Source organism: Agarivorans sp. QJM3NY_30, assembly GCF_050870855.2.
GTDB lineage: Bacteria > Pseudomonadota > Gammaproteobacteria > Enterobacterales > Celerinatantimonadaceae > Agarivorans.
The window spans coordinates 4,039,188-4,055,088 of record NZ_CP194038.2 but is presented as its reverse complement, the minus strand read 5'-3'; the positions used below and the strand labels follow the sequence as shown (position 1 = coordinate 4,055,088).

Here is a 15,901-nt window from a genome sequence, read left to right as displayed (position 1 = left end):
AGGTCTGCTCACATCATCGACGCTCGTCCCAACAATCTGTCTCGGGATACTTTATTTACGTTTTTAACATTAACTGTTATTCGCTTTGGCTGAGTTGATCTTTGCAAACTTCTCGCGCATATTGCACCGATTGACCTCAAAAATTACGATTATTATGAGTAAAGTGTTAAAAGATCTGCTCGAACTTTTGAGCTTAGAGCGCATAGAAGAAGGACTATTTCGTGGCCAAAGCCAAGATTTAGGTTTTGGTGCAGTGTTTGGTGGGCAAGTGATGGGACAGGCATTGTCGGCAGCCAAAGAAACGGTAGCCGAAAATCGCCAGGTGCATTCATTTCACTCTTATTTTTTAAGGCCAGGCGATCCGAATCACCGGATTGTATATGATATTGAAAGCATTCGTGATGGACGCAGTGTGTCTACTCGCCGAATCAAAGCGATTCAATTTGGCAAGCCAATTTTTTACATGACGGCTTCTTTCCAAGAGGTGTCTGCTGGTTTTGAGCATCAGGATGCGATGCCAGAGGTTCCCGCTCCAGAAGATCTACTCTCTGAACAAGAGTATGCATTTCAGTTACGAGAGATGCTGCCCGATGCGGTGCGCGACAAATTTATTTGTGATAAACCTTTAGAAATGCGTCCGGTCGAGTTTGTTAACCCTTTATTACCAGAAAAACGAGCTGCAAAACGCTGTGTATGGTTTAAGGCGAATGGTCAAATGCCCGATGATAGTCGTATTCATCGTTATCTGCTGGCCTACGCTTCAGATTTTAACTTCTTACCGACCGCCTTGCAGCCCCATGGCCGCTCTTTTATTGAACCGGAAATACAAGCCGCAACGATTGATCACAGTATGTGGTTTCATCACGATTTTCGCTTAGATGATTGGTTGTTATATGTGGTTGATAGCCCGGTAGCATCTCAGGGTAGGGGTTTAGTTCGAGGACAGTTTTATACCCGAGAGGGTAAGCTAGTGGCTTCTACCATTCAAGAAGGTTTGGTACGCGAGCGTCGTTAGAGCTAGGTTGGATCTCATGTAATAAAAAAGCATGCTAAAGCATGCTTTTTTTGTTTTTGCAGACTGCGTGTTATAGCGACTCAGTGAAAGTCCGAGTGATAACATCTTGTTGTTGTTCAGTGGTTAGCGAGTTGAAACGTACTGCATAACCAGAAACACGAATGGTTAACTGTGGATATTTTTCGGGGTGCTTCACGGCATCTTCTAACGTTTCGCGACGTAGTACATTCACGTTAAGGTGTTGACCACCTTCTTCCAGTGCCTGTGCTTTCATCGGTACTTCGCGATATTCGATCTGACCCAATGTATCGATGGCGACGACTTCATCTTCTGCAAAAAGTTCATCTTTAACACAAAGGCAGCGCGCTTGATTTTGTTCGTTATCTAACAGCCAAAAAGAACCAAGTAGGGCTTGATTGTTTGCTTTAGTGATTTGAATACCTGTGGTCATAACATACCTCATTAGCTTAAAAGTGTAATTTTATTACAGCATATAGCGATGCCTGAGCCATTACTTGAATCATTATCGCCACTTGCTGAAACTATACTACAATTGACCTTAATCAAAAAAGGGTTTTTTTTAATTTTTTTTGCGGTGTTTGTTGACTCAGTGCAAACCGTTAGCTTGGTAATTATGCTTGCAACCGAACATTCTTGACTAAATGCTGTACAAGGGGTGGGTGTTTGTTGAACAATAAGTCATATTGATTGTTCAACGCTCGTTTTGCGAAGCCTTGAACAGGGATTGTAAAATTTGTGAACTAGGCAAAGAGGCAATCGGTCTAATAGACGATCTAGCGCAATAATCTAAAAATAATAAGTACCTTATACTGAATCTAAGAGTGCGGTTAGCTAAGGAGCAGCAATGTTACAAAGTCTTCATCAAGACCATCAGAATATCGCCAAGTTGTTAAAAGTGTTGGAGCAGAAACTGGAGCATATTCGTAACGAAAAAGCAGTTAAATATAAATTAATTGCTCATATTATTAGTTATATGCAAGAGTACGCTGACCGTTGCCATCATCCTAAAGAAGATCTGATTTACGATTATTATACCAAGTATCGAGTTGTCGAAGATGACTTGTCTGGGCAACTAAAGCAGCAACATCTCGACTTACTGGAGATGACCGCCGAGCTCAGCGATATTATTGATATTATTTTATTGGACGCGGTGGTTCCTCTGGATCAATTTAGCGACAAATTAGAAGCATTTATTAAAGCCCAATGGGATCACTTGAATTATGAAGAAGAGGTGATCTTCCCGGCCTTAAAAAGACATTTAACGGAAGATGATTGGCGGGCGATAGAGCAAAGCTGGCAACATGGTAATTTCGAAGATCCTTTATTTGGTCATCGAGTGCAAGAGCAATATAAAGCTTTAGCTGAGCGGATTAAGCTCTCGGAACCGCATGAGGAAAGCTCAGGCGATTCGGTTTAGAATCGATTTGAATCAACCCGCTAAGAAGCTGGTTTTTAGCCTCAATTAGGCAGAATAAGTCAGAACGCTGTCACGGATCACTAAGCTTGGCTCTAACTGGATAATTTGGTTTGGTTGACCGGGATACTCTATTTTTCTTAGTAGGCTATCGACGGCCTGCTGCCCTAAGCGGTGTTTGGGTTGATGAATCGTGGTGAGTGAGGGAGTAATGTATTTGGCTAATTTAATGTCATCATAACCGATCAGCGAGAGTTGCTCAGGAACCTTAATACCGAGCTTGCTAGCGGTATTAATCACCCCCATGGCCATCATGTCATTAGATACGAATAACGCACTTGGCAGGGGAGCATTCGCATGAATAGTTCGAAATGCCTGCTCGCCGCCCTCGCATTCGAAGTTACCAGAGGCGACCCAAGCTGGATTTACTGGTAGCTTCGCCTGTTCCATCGCTCGCAAAAATCCTGCGTAGCGTTGTTGCGCAGTTTGTTTGTCGAGAGGCCCAGTAATGCAGCCAATTTGACGATGGCCCTGGCTAATTAGATGTTGGGTGGCTAATTGACCACCTTGCAGTGAATTATCTTGGATTTTGTCGCTGGGGAAGTTGACTGGACCCCAGTCCATCACCACCGTTGGGACTGGTTGATGGCGGCTAAATAAATCGAATTCGGGGTTTTCTAGTTCGCCGCACATGAGTAGTAGTCCGTCTACCCGTTTTTGTAGTAAGGCGTCCAGGTTTGATTTCATCCGCTCCTGGTCACCTTCGGTATTACACAAAATTAGATTGTAGCCGTGTTGGTAACAGCTGCGCTCCACGCCTTTAACCACTTCACCGAAAAAGGGGTTGGTAGATGTCGTGACCAACATGCCGAAGGTTTTGGTGTGTTGTACCTTTAAGCTGCGAGCCAGAGCCGATGGTGCATAGTGCAATTGATCGACTGCAGTCATCACTCTAAGAATGATATCTTCGCTTACATAACGGGTTTTATTTAATACATGGCTTACCGTTGAAGTAGAGACTCCAGCATGTTTCGCTACATCTTTTATGGTCGCCATGGCGATTAAATTCTCCTGATTAATCAGACTATTAATTACCTATAGTCGCAGAATCTTGCTGTGCAATAAACTCAAAAACCTGTTGTCGATCAGGAATTGAAGGTTGGGCTCCAAATTTCGTGACCGAGAGTGCTGCAGCGGCATGTGCGAAACGTATCGCAGATTCTGCTGGCTGTTGTTCTAATAAAGCGGTGACCAAGGCGCCATTAAAAGTATCTCCTGCTGCCGTGGTATCTAGCGCCTTGACTGTATAGCCTGCAACTAGCCTGCCTTCACCTTGATGGCTGACCCATGCCCCCTGACTGCCCATCGTGATCAATACCCATGGGATGCCTTTTAGGTGTAAAGCTTGAGCGGCTTGAGCAGCGCTGCTGGCGTTCACCACTTTGATCCCAGTGAGCGCTTCGGCCTCGGTCTCATTGGGGGTGATCATATCAATCAGAGCCAATAAGTCATCATCAAGTGCCCTTGCTGGGGCTGGGTTGAGTACGACTCGGGTTTGGTGCTGTTTTGCTAATTGAGCCGCAGCGGTCACCGTTTCGATAGGGCTTTCCAATTGCATCAATAAGGTATCGGCTTGCTCAATTAACGAGGTGTGAGCGGCTAAGCGTTGTGGCGTTAGCTGAGCATTTGCCTCGGCGGAGATGGCTATACTATTTTCGCCAGTTGCTGCAACTAAAATCATAGCAATGCCAGTAGGGCAGAGACTGATTTCCATTACCGCTTCGGTATTGATTCCGTCTTTGGCAAAATTGATACGGCTTTGCTGGCCAAAGGCGTCGTCTCCAATGCAGGCGATAAAGGCAATATCGGCCCCTAGGCGTGCGGCTGCGACGGCTTGGTTTGCGCCTTTACCGCCCGCAACCACTTGGTAGCCGCTACCTTGCAAGGTTTCACCTGGTTGAGGAAAACTATTCACCTGTAATACATGGTCAGCATTGACACTGCCTAATACAACCAATTTGCTCATTTGTTACCTCGATGATTGCTACTTATGGAACTGAGCTGGAAGCTTGTTCTGCTCAGTTCCGGTTGATTATTTAGCTGTAAGTAAAGTGCTTCTTTAGGCTTATTTTGTGACCACTTTTAAAGGGACTGGAATGTATTTCTCTACCGTTTCACCTTTTAACATTCTATCAGCAGTCTCAATCCCTAGGGCTCCAATTTTTTCAGGCTGTTGGGCAATCGTTGCTGCCATCAAACCGCGTTTTACTGCAGCAATACCGTCGTCGGTGCCATCAAAACCAACGATTAGTACTTTTTTGCCTGAGGCTTGTACCGCACGCAAAGCGCCTAACGCCATTTCATCGTTTTGCGCAAATACAGCCTTAACATCAGGATTTGCAGCAAGCATATTTTCCATCACGTTCAGCCCTTTGGTGCGATCAAAGTCAGCAGGTTGGCTACCGAGTAACTGCATTTTGCTGCTCTCGACCGCTTGCATAAAGCCTTGGCCACGCTCGCGTGCCGCGGAGGTTCCTGCGATCCCTTCTAACTGAATTACTTTTGCAGTTGCGCCAGCCTGCTGCACTATAAATTCACCTGCCATTTTTCCGCCCGCGACATTGTCTGAAGCGATATGGCTGACCACATCGCCACGGCTAGCACCGCGATCGAGCGTTAATACTGGAATTTTGGCGTGATTGGCGATGCGGATTGCGTTTGAGACCGCATCGGAGTCAGTTGGGTTGATCAGAATTGCTTTTACACCACGTACTGTTAAGTCTTCCACGTTGGAAAGCTCGCGGCTTGGGTCATTCTGTGAATCTAAGACCAACAGATCGTAACCGAGTTGTTTAGCCTTTGCCTCAGCACCATCTTTCATCGATACGAAAAATGGATTATTTAGGGTTGATACCACCATCGCGAGAGTATCGGCGGCGGCGGTGGTGCTGATCGCAGTACCAAGTACAGCCATAGAAAGTAATGTCGTGAGCTTGTTCATAACGATGTTCCTTGTAGTTGAGGTTCTATCTATTATTTGTTTTTGTTGTCTACCATGACTGCCAATAAAATCACCGATGCTTTGGCGATCATTTGGAAGTACGAAGATACGTCTAATAAATTTAAGGCATTGTTTAAAAAACCAATGATTAAGGCGCCAATAAGGGTACCCATAATCCGTCCTTTCCCACCCATTAAACTGGTTCCACCTAATACCACGGCGGCGATTGCGTCTAACTCGTAGCCCATTCCTGCGGTTGGTTGAGCCGAGGAGAGCCGAGAGGTGACGATCAAGCCAGCTAAGGCTGCAAGCAGTCCACAAATGGCGTAAACACCAATTTTTACGCGATCTACATTGATTCCAGAAAGGCGAGTCGCCGCCTCGTTGCCACCGAGTGCATACACATAGCGACCAAAGCGGGTGTGATTTAGTAGGTACCAAACCGCAGCAAATACCAATGCCATTAACCAAATAGGCACAGGGATCCCCAGCATATAACCAGTACCGAACCATGCGAAGCTATCGGCAACGTCGGTAAAGCCTGTAGAGATGGGGCGGCCATCGGTGTACACCATGGTCACACCGCGTAGTAAAGTCATGGTGACTAAGGTTGCGATGAAAGCTTGAACCTTCCCTTTCGCAATAATCAGTCCACTCACCGCACCTAAAGCTGTTCCCGCTAACAGTGCGGCTGGCACCGCGATGTAAACGGGGATTTCCAAGCCAATCATTGAGGCGGCAAAGGCTCCACAGAGGGCCAAGATAGAGCCGACACTTAAGTCAATCCCTGCGGTTAAAATCACTAGTGTCATGCCAACCGCAATAATGGCGTTAACAGAGGTTTGCCGCAGAATATTAAGGAGGTTATCTAGGGTAAAAAAATTGGGATTTAGTATTGAAACGACGACGATGAGTAAAATCAGCGCAATCAACGATTTTTGCTCAATTAACCAATGCTTACTAAATATGCTTGGTGTTTGGGCTTGGGGGCTTTGTTTCGCTAGGGCTTTGCTGTTCATGCTGCGTCCTCATTAATTTTTTTACCAACAGCGCAGGCCATTAGTGTCTCTTGATCGGCTTGTTCGGCGCTAAATTCACCGCTTATGGTGCCTTCGTGCATCACCAATATTCGGTCACTCATGCCCAGTACTTCAGGCATTTCTGAAGACACTAAAATAATGCTCATGCCTTCAGCCTTAAATTGATTGATTAATTGGTAGATCTCTTTTTTGGCGCCGACGTCTACGCCGCGGGTGGGTTCGTCTAAAATCAGGATTTTTGGACGGGTCATCAAGCCTTTTGCTATCGCTACTTTCTGTTGGTTGCCGCCTGATAAATTACCGATGATTTGTTCACGGCTGGGGGTTTTGATATTGAACAGCGTGATAAAGTCTTCGACGGCGATAATTTCATCGCCATGCTTCAATTGTGGCCCATTAGAAAGTTGTTTCAGGCAAGATAGAGACATGTTTTCTTTGACCGATAGCCCCAAAACTAAGCCTTCTTTTTTACGGTCTTCCGAGATGTAAGCGATGCCTAAGGCCAAGCCTTCTTGTGGGCTGCAAGGGTGAATGGCTTTTCCTTCTAAATAGACTTCACCAGAATCACGGTTGAGGGCACCATAGATCACCTTCATCAATTCAGTTCGACCTGCGCCCATCAAACCAGAGATACCGAGAATTTCGCCTTTATTTAAGTGGAAACTGACTTGACGTATGCCGGAGCCACTTAAGTCTTTTAGTTCAAGGCAGGTATTGCCATGCTGGTGGTTGATACGAGGGAATTGCTCATCAAGACGACGCCCCACCATCATTTCAATCATGCTATCTTCGTCGATATCGTCAATGCTGCGTTGACCTATAAATTTGCCGTCACGCAGCACCGTAATGTCATCGCAAATCTCAAATATTTCTTTTAAACGGTGGGAAATATAAACAATGCCGCAGCCCTGGTTTCGGAGCTCTTTGATCACGGCAAATAAAGCTTCGGTTTCGGTGTCGGTGAGTGCATCGGTGGGCTCATCCATGATGATCACCTTGGATTCAAAGGACAGCGCCTTGGCGATTTCGACCATTTGTTGTTCACCTAAACTAATCGAACCCAGCAATTGCTTGGCGCTGTGTTGAATTTTGAGACGAGCCAATAGTCGGTCGGCTTGTTGATACATGAGTGGCCAATTGATTCCGCCAAAGACATAAGTAGGTTCTCTACCTAAAAAGATATTCTCGGCAATACTTAGCTCAGGGATCAGGTTGAGCTCCTGATGAATGATACTAATACCTGCGCTTTGCGATGCGCGAGGGCCATCAAAACTGACTGGTTTATTTTGATAGTTAATCTTCCCGCTATCGAGGCTATAAATACCGGTGAGCACCTTCATTAAGGTGGATTTTCCTGCACCGTTCTCACCTAATAAGGCCATTACCTTACCGGGATAAACACGCAAGCTAGCGCCATCTAAGGCTTTCACGCCAGGAAAGCTCTTTTCGATATTGTTGAGTTCTAGGATCGGCTGAGTCATGAAAGCTCCAGATTCGGATAAAGGGCTAAAACACCACGCCTGCGTGGAAAATAACATTGGCGTAAGGGGTGAATTCGCCAGTTCTGACGACGGCGTTTGCACTTGCTGTTTGTTGTTTAAAAGTCTCATGACTTAGCAAATTAAGGCGGATTGACTGACCCGATAATTGCTCTTGTTGTTGGATTAGCTGGAGCAACTGTGCATGCAACTGTGGGCTATGGCTCAAGGTTTCTTCGGCGAGAGTCACGGCTTCAATTTGCATTTCACCAAGTACCGCTTTAACGGTGTCAATAAAGCTAGGAATGCCTTTAGTTAATGCGAGATCAAGGCGTTGGCAGCTGTCGGGGATTGGTAGGCCAGCGTCGCCGATACAGAGCTGATCTTGATGGCCCAATTTGGCGATAATGTAAGACAGTTCAGCATTGAGTAGGGGTGCTTTTTTCATGATAGTTATCATCTCTGTCAGTGATTAGGGAACGATTTTTATTTAGATTTACTCTTCATCGAAACGTTTGCGCAAACGTTTCGATGAAGAATTTAGCGCTAATTATTATAATTTGCATGTGTCGTTTGCAGTTCTTGGGGCTTAGCTCACGCTTTTTTTGTAGGCGAGATTAGGTGAGTCGTAAAAATTGACAAATAGTTTAACTTTTGTACCGCAGAGGATGAGTCTTCGATGATTTCTCCCTTCCGTTGAAGGGGGGCTCTTGCGAATATAATAAAAACCCGGCTTAACCGGGTTTCCTGTCATATTCGTATTTCGTCACAGATTAATATTCGTATTCGGTATGAAGATCGAAACTATGGTCGATTGACTGTAGTTCCTTCTGTAAGCGGATTTTATCTTTTATTGCCTCAATTTCTCGCCATTTGCGCTTTTTGTTTGAGCTGCGAGAAGCCTTGCTGGTTTCAACAGTATCCAAGTCTAGCCTATCCATGGTTATCTCCTTGTATGTTGTTGCAGTTAATAAGTACCACAGGTTCAATGAAAGTAAAATACCAATGTTACAAAAAAGTTTCTGAGCTGCATTTTTTTGACTATAAATCGCAAAACATATAGCTATTTTGTAGGATTAAAGTGGTTATTTTATAGCGTTAATGCCTTTTATTTATATATATGCGCTTTTTTATCTTGTTTTTGTTATATATCAAAGCATGGTTATTGGTGCCTCTCTAAACTTCGCCTCCGCAAAAGTATGTTGAAGGTATGACATCAACGTCCAAAAAAGAGGTGAATAATAGGTATGAATGAAGTTATAAACTGGATGAATGATGTACTTTGGGGAAATCTACTAATTTATATATTGGTTGGCTCAGGGGTGTTATTTACGATTAGAACTGGGTTCATTCAAATTAGACATTTTGGCCACATGTTCTCAGTGATGAAGTCTAGCCGTAAGGGCGATGCTAGTGGTATTTCTTCTTTTCAGGCCTTATGTACGAGTTTAGCGGCGCGAGTCGGCACTGGTAACCTCGCTGGGGTTGCCGTGGCTATCACACTGGGTGGCCCGGGCGCGGTATTTTGGATGTGGTTAATTGCTTTCCTGGGCATGGCGACTAGTTTTGCAGAGAGTAGCCTTGCGCAGTTGTATAAAGTTAAAGATAGCGATGGTAACTTTCGTGGTGGTCCATCTTATTACATGGAACAAGGCTTAGGTAAACGCTGGATGGGCGTGGTTTTTGCCATCTGCCTGATAGTTGCCTTTGGTTTGGTTTTTAATGCGGTGCAAGCCAATTCTATCGCTTCCGCCCTCAATGAAGCTTTTGGATTCGATAAGGTATTGGTGGGCCTAGTATTAGTGGCTGCGGCAGCCTTGATCATTTTTGGCGGGATCCGCAGTGTTGCTCGATTCGCGGAACTGGTGGTGCCCGTGATGGCTTTAGCCTACGTTTTAGTTGCCTTGGTGGTTGTGGTAATCAACATCGATAAGATGCCTGAGGTGTTTAGTCTTATTTTCCGCTCGGCCTTTGGTTTTGAAGAGGCGGGAGCTGGTGCTTTCGCTGCCGCAATGATGAATGGTATCAAACGAGGATTGTTTTCCAACGAAGCGGGTATGGGCAGCGCACCGAATGCGGCTGCAACCGCGACGCCTTATCCTCCGCATCCGGCTTCCCAGGGGTATGTGCAAATGTTGGGGGTATTTATCGATACTATTGTCATTTGCACTGCCACTGCGGCGATTATTTTGCTGAGTTATAATGAGTCTCTTGCGGGTGGCGGGATTGCGCTCACTCAACAAGCGCTTAGTAGTCAAGTTGGTGCTTGGGGGAGCTATTTTGTTGGTGTTGCGATCATCTTTTTTGCTTTCACTTCAATTGTCGGGAATTATTCTTACGCAGAGACTAACCTGATTTTTCTTGAGCATAATCATAAAGCTGGTTTGTGGATCTTTCGTCTATTGGTGTTGGCGATGGTGATGTTTGGTGCGGTGGTTAAAATTGATATTATTTGGAACCTGGCCGATGTATCCATGGGACTGATGGCAATTGTTAACCTCGTGGCGATCCTGATGTTGTCGGGCGTTGTGGTTAAGCTGGCAAAAGATTATAACCGTCAACTAGATGCGGGTAAGCTTCCTTGCTTTGATAGTAAGGACCATCCAGAATTGCAAAAACAAATTGATCCAGAAATTTGGTCGAATCCGCAATCATAATTGTATTCAATTAATAAAAAAAAGCCTCGAATCTTTCGAGGCTTTTTTGAATGAATTATTTAGGAACAGAAATATTTAGTTTTCCGATGCCTGCATTGTCCAGCACATAATCTTTAACCACCGATGGATTACGGCCCACTGTATAGTTATAAGGAGGGGTCCAATCTAACTGGTTGGTACAAGTTTCTAATGCCCAACTCGCTGGCTCTTTATTTTCCAGGGCTGCTTTTTCTTTTTCTTTTGTTTGTAGCTCGGTACATTTATTTATGGCTATTTGATTTAATTCTGTAGCGGGCTCATCATTAAACCAAGAACCATTGTCTTTAAATTTACTTCCTTTATAAGCACCAATAATTGTGCTTTCTTCAGCACCACTTCCTTGGAAATCAAATACATTACTTTCAGAAAGTATCGATGATCCATAACCCATTCCAATGGCATACAGAATGGGGTAATCGGCGTCAGTTGCACCTTGATGATAGTTATTAATTAAATGAACTTTGCCAAAGCGTACTCGTGGAGTGCGTTGTTTATTGTTCTTCCAATAGTTACCTTCGAAGGTAATACGATAGTCTCCGGTATCGCCATCTCCAGAGCCGATGATCATTGTTTTATCGTGTTCTGAAAAAATATTATAAGAGAGAGTAATATAATCGGAGTCATCTTCTATATCTAACAAGCCATCATGGCGTTGGACATGTTTACCGAAAATATTCTCTTCGTCTTTGTCAAGGTGGTCTCCATCAGAAAATGAACAATGGTCAATCCATATGTTATTACTGGCATTAATCGATACGGCATCATACCGAGCATTCCAATTACCAGAGTCACCATCGCCAGCATCCCACGCAGGAGCAAAATCACGGGGAGCTTGGAAAGTGATATTGCGAATAATAATGTTGCTGTTATCTGTGCGATCAAAGGTATGGCTCAGTGTATTTAGAGATAAATAGCCTTCAATTAACTTGGCATCATTGCCGACCCCTAACAGAGTCGTATTGGGTGGTACTTGAAATTGAATTTGTGATTTTTGATTATTGGCATATTGAGAACGTTGACCATTCTGTCTTTTTAACAGGTCAAGCTCCGTTTTAGCGGCCTCCGCATCAGCGCCATTTGCGTCGATGGTCGCTTGCAATTCATCGCGATAATCTTGGTCGAAAGCCTTCACATAGAGATCAAAATCAAATTTAGTTCTATTTGGTTTGGACTTATAGTATTCGGCATCCGCATAGCTACCATCGCTTAATTCATCACCGCGAATCGTACCTTGCCAATAGATGATTTTGGGCTCAAGTTTGGCTTTCAATTCGGCAGCACTATCTCCGGAAATATAGTTTTCGCTATTAATGTTATTCAGTGCATCTCTTAATTCTTGACGGCTAGAAACGACATAAATACTGTCTTCAGTGGCACCTGCGCCACCAGTAATTTGATGAGCATTACCGTCTGGATCTTTATATTGCGTAACCCAGCCAAAGGGAGCATTTTTAACTTGTAGATCTTGTTGCTGACTAGCATCATCCTTTCCATCAGCGGTGTATTCAATACTATCATTACATCCGGTGAGTAATAAACTGGATGTGATTAAGGCAAGGGTACTTAGGCGTAGAGTATTATTATTTATTTTTTTATAAGACATTTTATTTTTCCAGCATCCTCATGAACTTCGCGAATGTTTGATGTAAGTGGTCTTTAAATTTGTGATTAAATTTATTGGCTTGTTTTACAGGTAACATGACACTTCAATCGGTGCTTTTAGTCGTTAATATTAGTCATCAGTGTGACGCGTTCATTTGTAATATAATAATCTCTTAATATTTTTTTGTGATGAATGTCTTTGTATTTATTAAAATGAGCTAACACATTAATTTTATTGTATTAATTTCTAGTTTCATCACATATTTAGGGAAATATTTAGCGGATAGTTTTGGCTGTTTTTTGACCGGCGGGTTCGGGGTATCGACTTGATATATGTATGAGAGTGTTTTTATTCAATTTTTTACAGCTTTGTCATGAATTAAAAATTTTATGATCTCAACGTTATAAATAGGGGCTTTAAATATACTCGGTATATCGGATGACTTGTTTGAGATATGCTTGCTCGGTGTTTGAAATTGCCTGTGGGCAAATTGATTTTGCGCATTTATTCGCCTGATATTTGTGACGTTAATAACAGCTAATTGAATGATGATTGATATTTTCGCTGCGAACCACACCGCTTTCCGTTCATGAGAGGTTTAGCTGTTCTTTATGCGAGCAAGGAGTGAGTGGGAGAGCGCCTCGTATCATACCAATCTAGCTAATTATCAGTTCATTTTGCGGGCCTAAATCAGTGCTAATTACGTTATTCATCTTGTAATTAGATTCACTCGTTACTGCAGTTTATGCCTCGTTATCGACAACTTTATTTTGCGCAATAAATAGGTCATATCATGAATCAGATTGGTAGCAGTGGATCGCGTCCCTTGCTCTCATCGGCTTAAGTTGTTTCGCCGGATTTAAGGCTTAGGCGCTCAAACTTGTTCTGAACACCAGCTTTCAAAGATTAAGGCGGCCGCGAGGCTATCGACAGCACCTTTTTCTAGCGCCTTGTAACCACCTAATTCAAACAGTTTTTCCTTGGCATCAACGGTGGTTAGACGCTCGTCCTGCAGCGCAATGGGATAGCCGAATCGCCCATGTAAGCGATTGGCGAATTTTTTTGCACGGGTGGTCAGCTCCTGCTCACTGCCGTCCATGTTGAGGGGTAAGCCGATAACCAGCAGGTCGGGTAGCCATTGTGCCAGTAGTTTTTCCACCGTTTGCCAGTTGGGGATACCATCCTGAGCTTTGAGCGCTGCCAACGGTTTGCCGCTGGCGGTGAGCTCTTGGCCGATAGCTACCCCGATACTCTTGGTGCCAAAATCAAAGGCTAATACCGAACGTTCTCCAGCTCTTGCCATGTTAGGCGTGCCCCACTTCACTGGACAGTTGCCAAACATCGATCCCCAGGCTTTTGGCTGCAGCCTCCCAGCGTTTATTGCTGGGAACCTTGAAGATGATTTCGCTATTGGCTGGCAGGGTAAGCCAATAATTATCGGCAATCTCTTGTTCTAATTGACCCGCCTCCCAGCTGGCATAACCTAAGGTGACGATGTAATCCGAAGGCTGGGCGTCTGTACCAAGTGTGTCTAATACGTCTTTGGAGGTGGTGACCATCAGATCGTCGCTTACTTTCAAGCTGCTGCTAAAGCCATGCATGGATGAATGCAACACAAATCCACGCTCCAGAGCCACCGGTCCACCTTGGTATACCGGGCGGTCTAGATGCTCTCGATGTACTTCGGTAGCGTCATGTAGTTCGATTTGTGCCAGTAGTGATTCGACCGAGAGATCCACTGGTACATTAATGACTAAGCCCATCGCGCCCTGTTCATTATGCTCACAGATATAAACCACCGCTCGTTTAAAAAACGGGTCATTCAGGCTAGGCATCGCTAATAAGAACTGGTTTTGCAGTGTATTCATGGCTGACCACTTCACTTAGGTTGATACTATAAGTTTAGCTTCAATGGCATCCATTAACTTGCCTGTAATCGAAATATTGAAGGCTGCTTCTATTTCTTTAATACAAGTCGGGCTGGTGACGTTAATTTCGGTGACTTTATCACCAATCACATCGAGGCCGACAAATACCAGCCCTCTGGCTTTGAGTTCTGGGCCAATTGCGTTTGCTATTTTCCAGTCACTCTCTGATAGCGGTTGAGCCACACCGCGTCCGCCCGCGGCTAAATTACCGCGAGTTTCACCTTCTGAAGGGATCCTTGCTAGGCAATAGGGCATCGGCTCGCCATCCACGATTAAGATCCGTTTGTCGCCGTCGACAATTTCAGGAATAAAACACTGAGCCATGCAGTACTCTTGACCGTGGTTGGTTAAGGTTTCGAGGATCACGCCAACATTGGGATCGCCTTGTTTTAAGCGAAATATCGAAGCGCCGCCCATCCCATCCAGTGGCTTCATGATCACATCTTGATGTTGTTGATGGAAAGCTTTCAGACGCTTCATGTCACTGCTGACCAGGGTTGTCGGAGTGAATTCGGCAAACCAGGCGGTAAATAGTTTTTCGTTGGCATCGCGTAAGCTTTGAGGTTTGTTAATGATTAAACAACCTTCGCTCTCGGCGCGCTCCAAAATGTAGGTGGCGTAGATAAACTCGGTATCAAAGGGGGGATCCTTACGCATCAGGATCACATCTAATTCACTTAAACTTTGATCGACTTCTGGGCCTAATTCAAACCAAGACTGGGCATTTTCTTGGACTGCCAAAGGGCGCATAGCGGCTGCTGCGCGACCATTTTCCAGATACAAGTCTTGCATTTCCATGTAATAGATTTGATAGCCACGTGCTTGCGCTTCCATCAACATGGCGAAGCTTGAGTCTTTCTTAATATTGATTTGGGTGATGGGGTCCATCACGATCCCGAGTTTAATACTCATTTATGCTAAGTCTCCAAATTGACATTGCAAAGCCGTTATTGCTGTTAGTGCGGCAGTTTCGGTGCGCAGCACTCGTGGACCGAGTAGGGTCTCTTGAAAGTGATGCTGGTTACAGACCGCAATTTCTTGCTCTGTGAGCCCTCCCTCGGGCCCGATCAACAATCTTACGCCATGCAGCGGAATGGGGAGGGTCTTAATGCTATATGGGGCCTTTGGATGCAAATTCAACTTCATTGCTTGACTGTTTTCACCAGCCCACTGCTCAAAACTCTGTAGTTCGGCGATCTCGGGTACGACACTGCGCCCTGATTGTTCACAGGCGGCAATCGCGATTTTTTGCCATTGTTGGCGTTTTTTCTCAAAACGCTCTTGGTTAAGTTTGACCCCACAGCGCTCACTGGTGAGTGGGGTGATTTTATTGACCCCCAGTTCCACCGATTTTTGAATGGTAAATTCCATGCGGTCACCGCGGGAAATCACTTGTCCTAAATGGATCCTGAGGGGGGATTCGCTGGCATTAAGTTGTTGCGTTAATATTTTTACACTCACCTGCTTCTTGCCGCTACTTTCGATACTTGCGGAGTAATTGTTGCCGTCGCCATTAAATAGCTCTAAGTGTTGGCCTGCTGTCATCCGTAATACTCGACCGACATGGTTGGCGGCCTCGCTATCTAATTCAACGATTTGCTGAACGTTGAGTGGGGAGGGTTGATAAATACGAGGAATACGCATGCTAAGTGTCGGCTCCTGAGCGAGTGAAAATTGAAGCAAATAAGGTTGTTAAGGATAAACT

General features: G+C 44.6%; 16 protein-coding genes. 3 read left to right on the top strand and 13 right to left on the bottom strand.

The annotated features are described in order from the left end of the window. The first annotated feature begins 154 nt into the window (after positions 1 to 154). The gene (tesB, locus tag ACRRSX_RS18265) at positions 155 to 1,015 is read left to right on the top strand and encodes an acyl-CoA thioesterase II (RefSeq protein WP_432451783.1); all 861 of its coding nucleotides are present in this window, start codon (positions 155 to 157) and stop codon (positions 1,013 to 1,015) included. Positions 1,016 to 1,085: 70 nt separating this feature from the next. Here the strand turns inward: tesB and grcA are convergent, their stop codons facing one another. Beyond that, on the bottom strand, positions 1,086 to 1,466 hold the full coding sequence (gene grcA / locus ACRRSX_RS18260; protein ID WP_432460100.1) for an autonomous glycyl radical cofactor GrcA: 381 nt from the start codon (positions 1,464 to 1,466) through the stop codon (positions 1,086 to 1,088). A gap of 414 nt (positions 1,467 to 1,880) precedes the next feature. Between grcA and ACRRSX_RS18255 the strand changes: the two genes are divergently transcribed. Further along, complete coding sequence (locus ACRRSX_RS18255) at positions 1,881 to 2,453, top strand: hemerythrin domain-containing protein (protein ID WP_432451785.1); 573 nt, start codon at positions 1,881 to 1,883, stop codon at positions 2,451 to 2,453. Between the two features lie 45 nt (positions 2,454 to 2,498). On the opposite strand, the gene ACRRSX_RS18250 is transcribed toward ACRRSX_RS18255, so the two are convergent. The 7 genes from ACRRSX_RS18250 to ACRRSX_RS18220 all read right to left on the bottom strand — a co-directional run bounded on the left by ACRRSX_RS18250 (position 2,499) and on the right by ACRRSX_RS18220 (position 8,910). Continuing rightward, entirely contained in the window at positions 2,499 to 3,506 is a 1,008-nt protein-coding gene (locus tag ACRRSX_RS18250) for a substrate-binding domain-containing protein (protein ID WP_432451786.1), read from the bottom strand. 31 nt (positions 3,507 to 3,537) lie between these two features. Beyond that, positions 3,538 to 4,476 (bottom strand): ribokinase, encoded by a 939-nt coding sequence (gene rbsK, locus ACRRSX_RS18245; protein ID WP_432451787.1) that lies wholly within the window; start codon positions 4,474 to 4,476, stop codon positions 3,538 to 3,540. Between the two features lie 99 nt (positions 4,477 to 4,575). Continuing rightward, entirely contained in the window at positions 4,576 to 5,451 is an 876-nt protein-coding gene (rbsB, locus tag ACRRSX_RS18240) for a ribose ABC transporter substrate-binding protein RbsB (protein ID WP_432451788.1), read from the bottom strand. A gap of 32 nt (positions 5,452 to 5,483) precedes the next feature. Continuing rightward, positions 5,484 to 6,470, bottom strand: coding sequence for a ribose ABC transporter permease (rbsC, locus tag ACRRSX_RS18235; RefSeq protein WP_432451789.1), 987 nt, complete (start codon positions 6,468 to 6,470; stop codon positions 5,484 to 5,486). Then, complete coding sequence (rbsA, locus tag ACRRSX_RS18230; RefSeq protein WP_432451790.1) at positions 6,467 to 7,972, bottom strand: ribose ABC transporter ATP-binding protein RbsA; 1,506 nt, start codon at positions 7,970 to 7,972, stop codon at positions 6,467 to 6,469. Before rbsA ends, rbsC begins: the two co-directional genes overlap by 4 nt. A gap of 25 nt (positions 7,973 to 7,997) precedes the next feature. Continuing rightward, positions 7,998 to 8,417 (bottom strand): D-ribose pyranase, encoded by a 420-nt coding sequence (gene rbsD, locus ACRRSX_RS18225; protein ID WP_432451791.1) that lies wholly within the window; start codon positions 8,415 to 8,417, stop codon positions 7,998 to 8,000. A 325-nt stretch (positions 8,418 to 8,742) separates the two neighbouring features. Continuing rightward, positions 8,743 to 8,910, bottom strand: coding sequence for a DUF3545 family protein (locus tag ACRRSX_RS18220; RefSeq protein ID WP_432451792.1), 168 nt, complete (start codon positions 8,908 to 8,910; stop codon positions 8,743 to 8,745). Positions 8,911 to 9,216: 306 nt separating this feature from the next. On the opposite strand from ACRRSX_RS18220, the gene ACRRSX_RS18215 reads away from it, so the two are divergent. Beyond that, positions 9,217 to 10,626, top strand: a complete 1,410-nt coding sequence (locus ACRRSX_RS18215; RefSeq protein WP_432451793.1) for an alanine/glycine:cation symporter family protein — start codon at positions 9,217 to 9,219, stop codon at positions 10,624 to 10,626. A 55-nt stretch (positions 10,627 to 10,681) separates the two neighbouring features. Here the strand turns inward: ACRRSX_RS18215 and ACRRSX_RS18210 are convergent, their stop codons facing one another. The 5 genes from ACRRSX_RS18210 to rsmE form a co-directional block, all read right to left on the bottom strand. Further along, positions 10,682 to 12,268, bottom strand: coding sequence for a pectate lyase family protein (locus tag ACRRSX_RS18210; protein ID WP_432451794.1), 1,587 nt, complete (start codon positions 12,266 to 12,268; stop codon positions 10,682 to 10,684). 874 nt (positions 12,269 to 13,142) lie between these two features. Then, positions 13,143 to 13,571: a Holliday junction resolvase RuvX gene (ruvX, locus tag ACRRSX_RS18205; protein ID WP_432451795.1), complete on the bottom strand. Its 429-nt coding sequence runs from the start codon at positions 13,569 to 13,571 to the stop codon at positions 13,143 to 13,145. Position 13,572: 1 nt separating this feature from the next. Then, positions 13,573 to 14,136: a YqgE/AlgH family protein gene (locus ACRRSX_RS18200; RefSeq protein WP_432451796.1), complete on the bottom strand. Its 564-nt coding sequence runs from the start codon at positions 14,134 to 14,136 to the stop codon at positions 13,573 to 13,575. A 15-nt stretch (positions 14,137 to 14,151) separates the two neighbouring features. Continuing rightward, positions 14,152 to 15,108: a glutathione synthase gene (gene gshB / locus ACRRSX_RS18195; protein ID WP_432451797.1), complete on the bottom strand. Its 957-nt coding sequence runs from the start codon at positions 15,106 to 15,108 to the stop codon at positions 14,152 to 14,154. Further along, positions 15,109 to 15,840, bottom strand: coding sequence for a 16S rRNA (uracil(1498)-N(3))-methyltransferase (gene rsmE / locus ACRRSX_RS18190; protein ID WP_432451798.1), 732 nt, complete (start codon positions 15,838 to 15,840; stop codon positions 15,109 to 15,111). Positions 15,841 to 15,901: the final 61 nt, after the last annotated feature.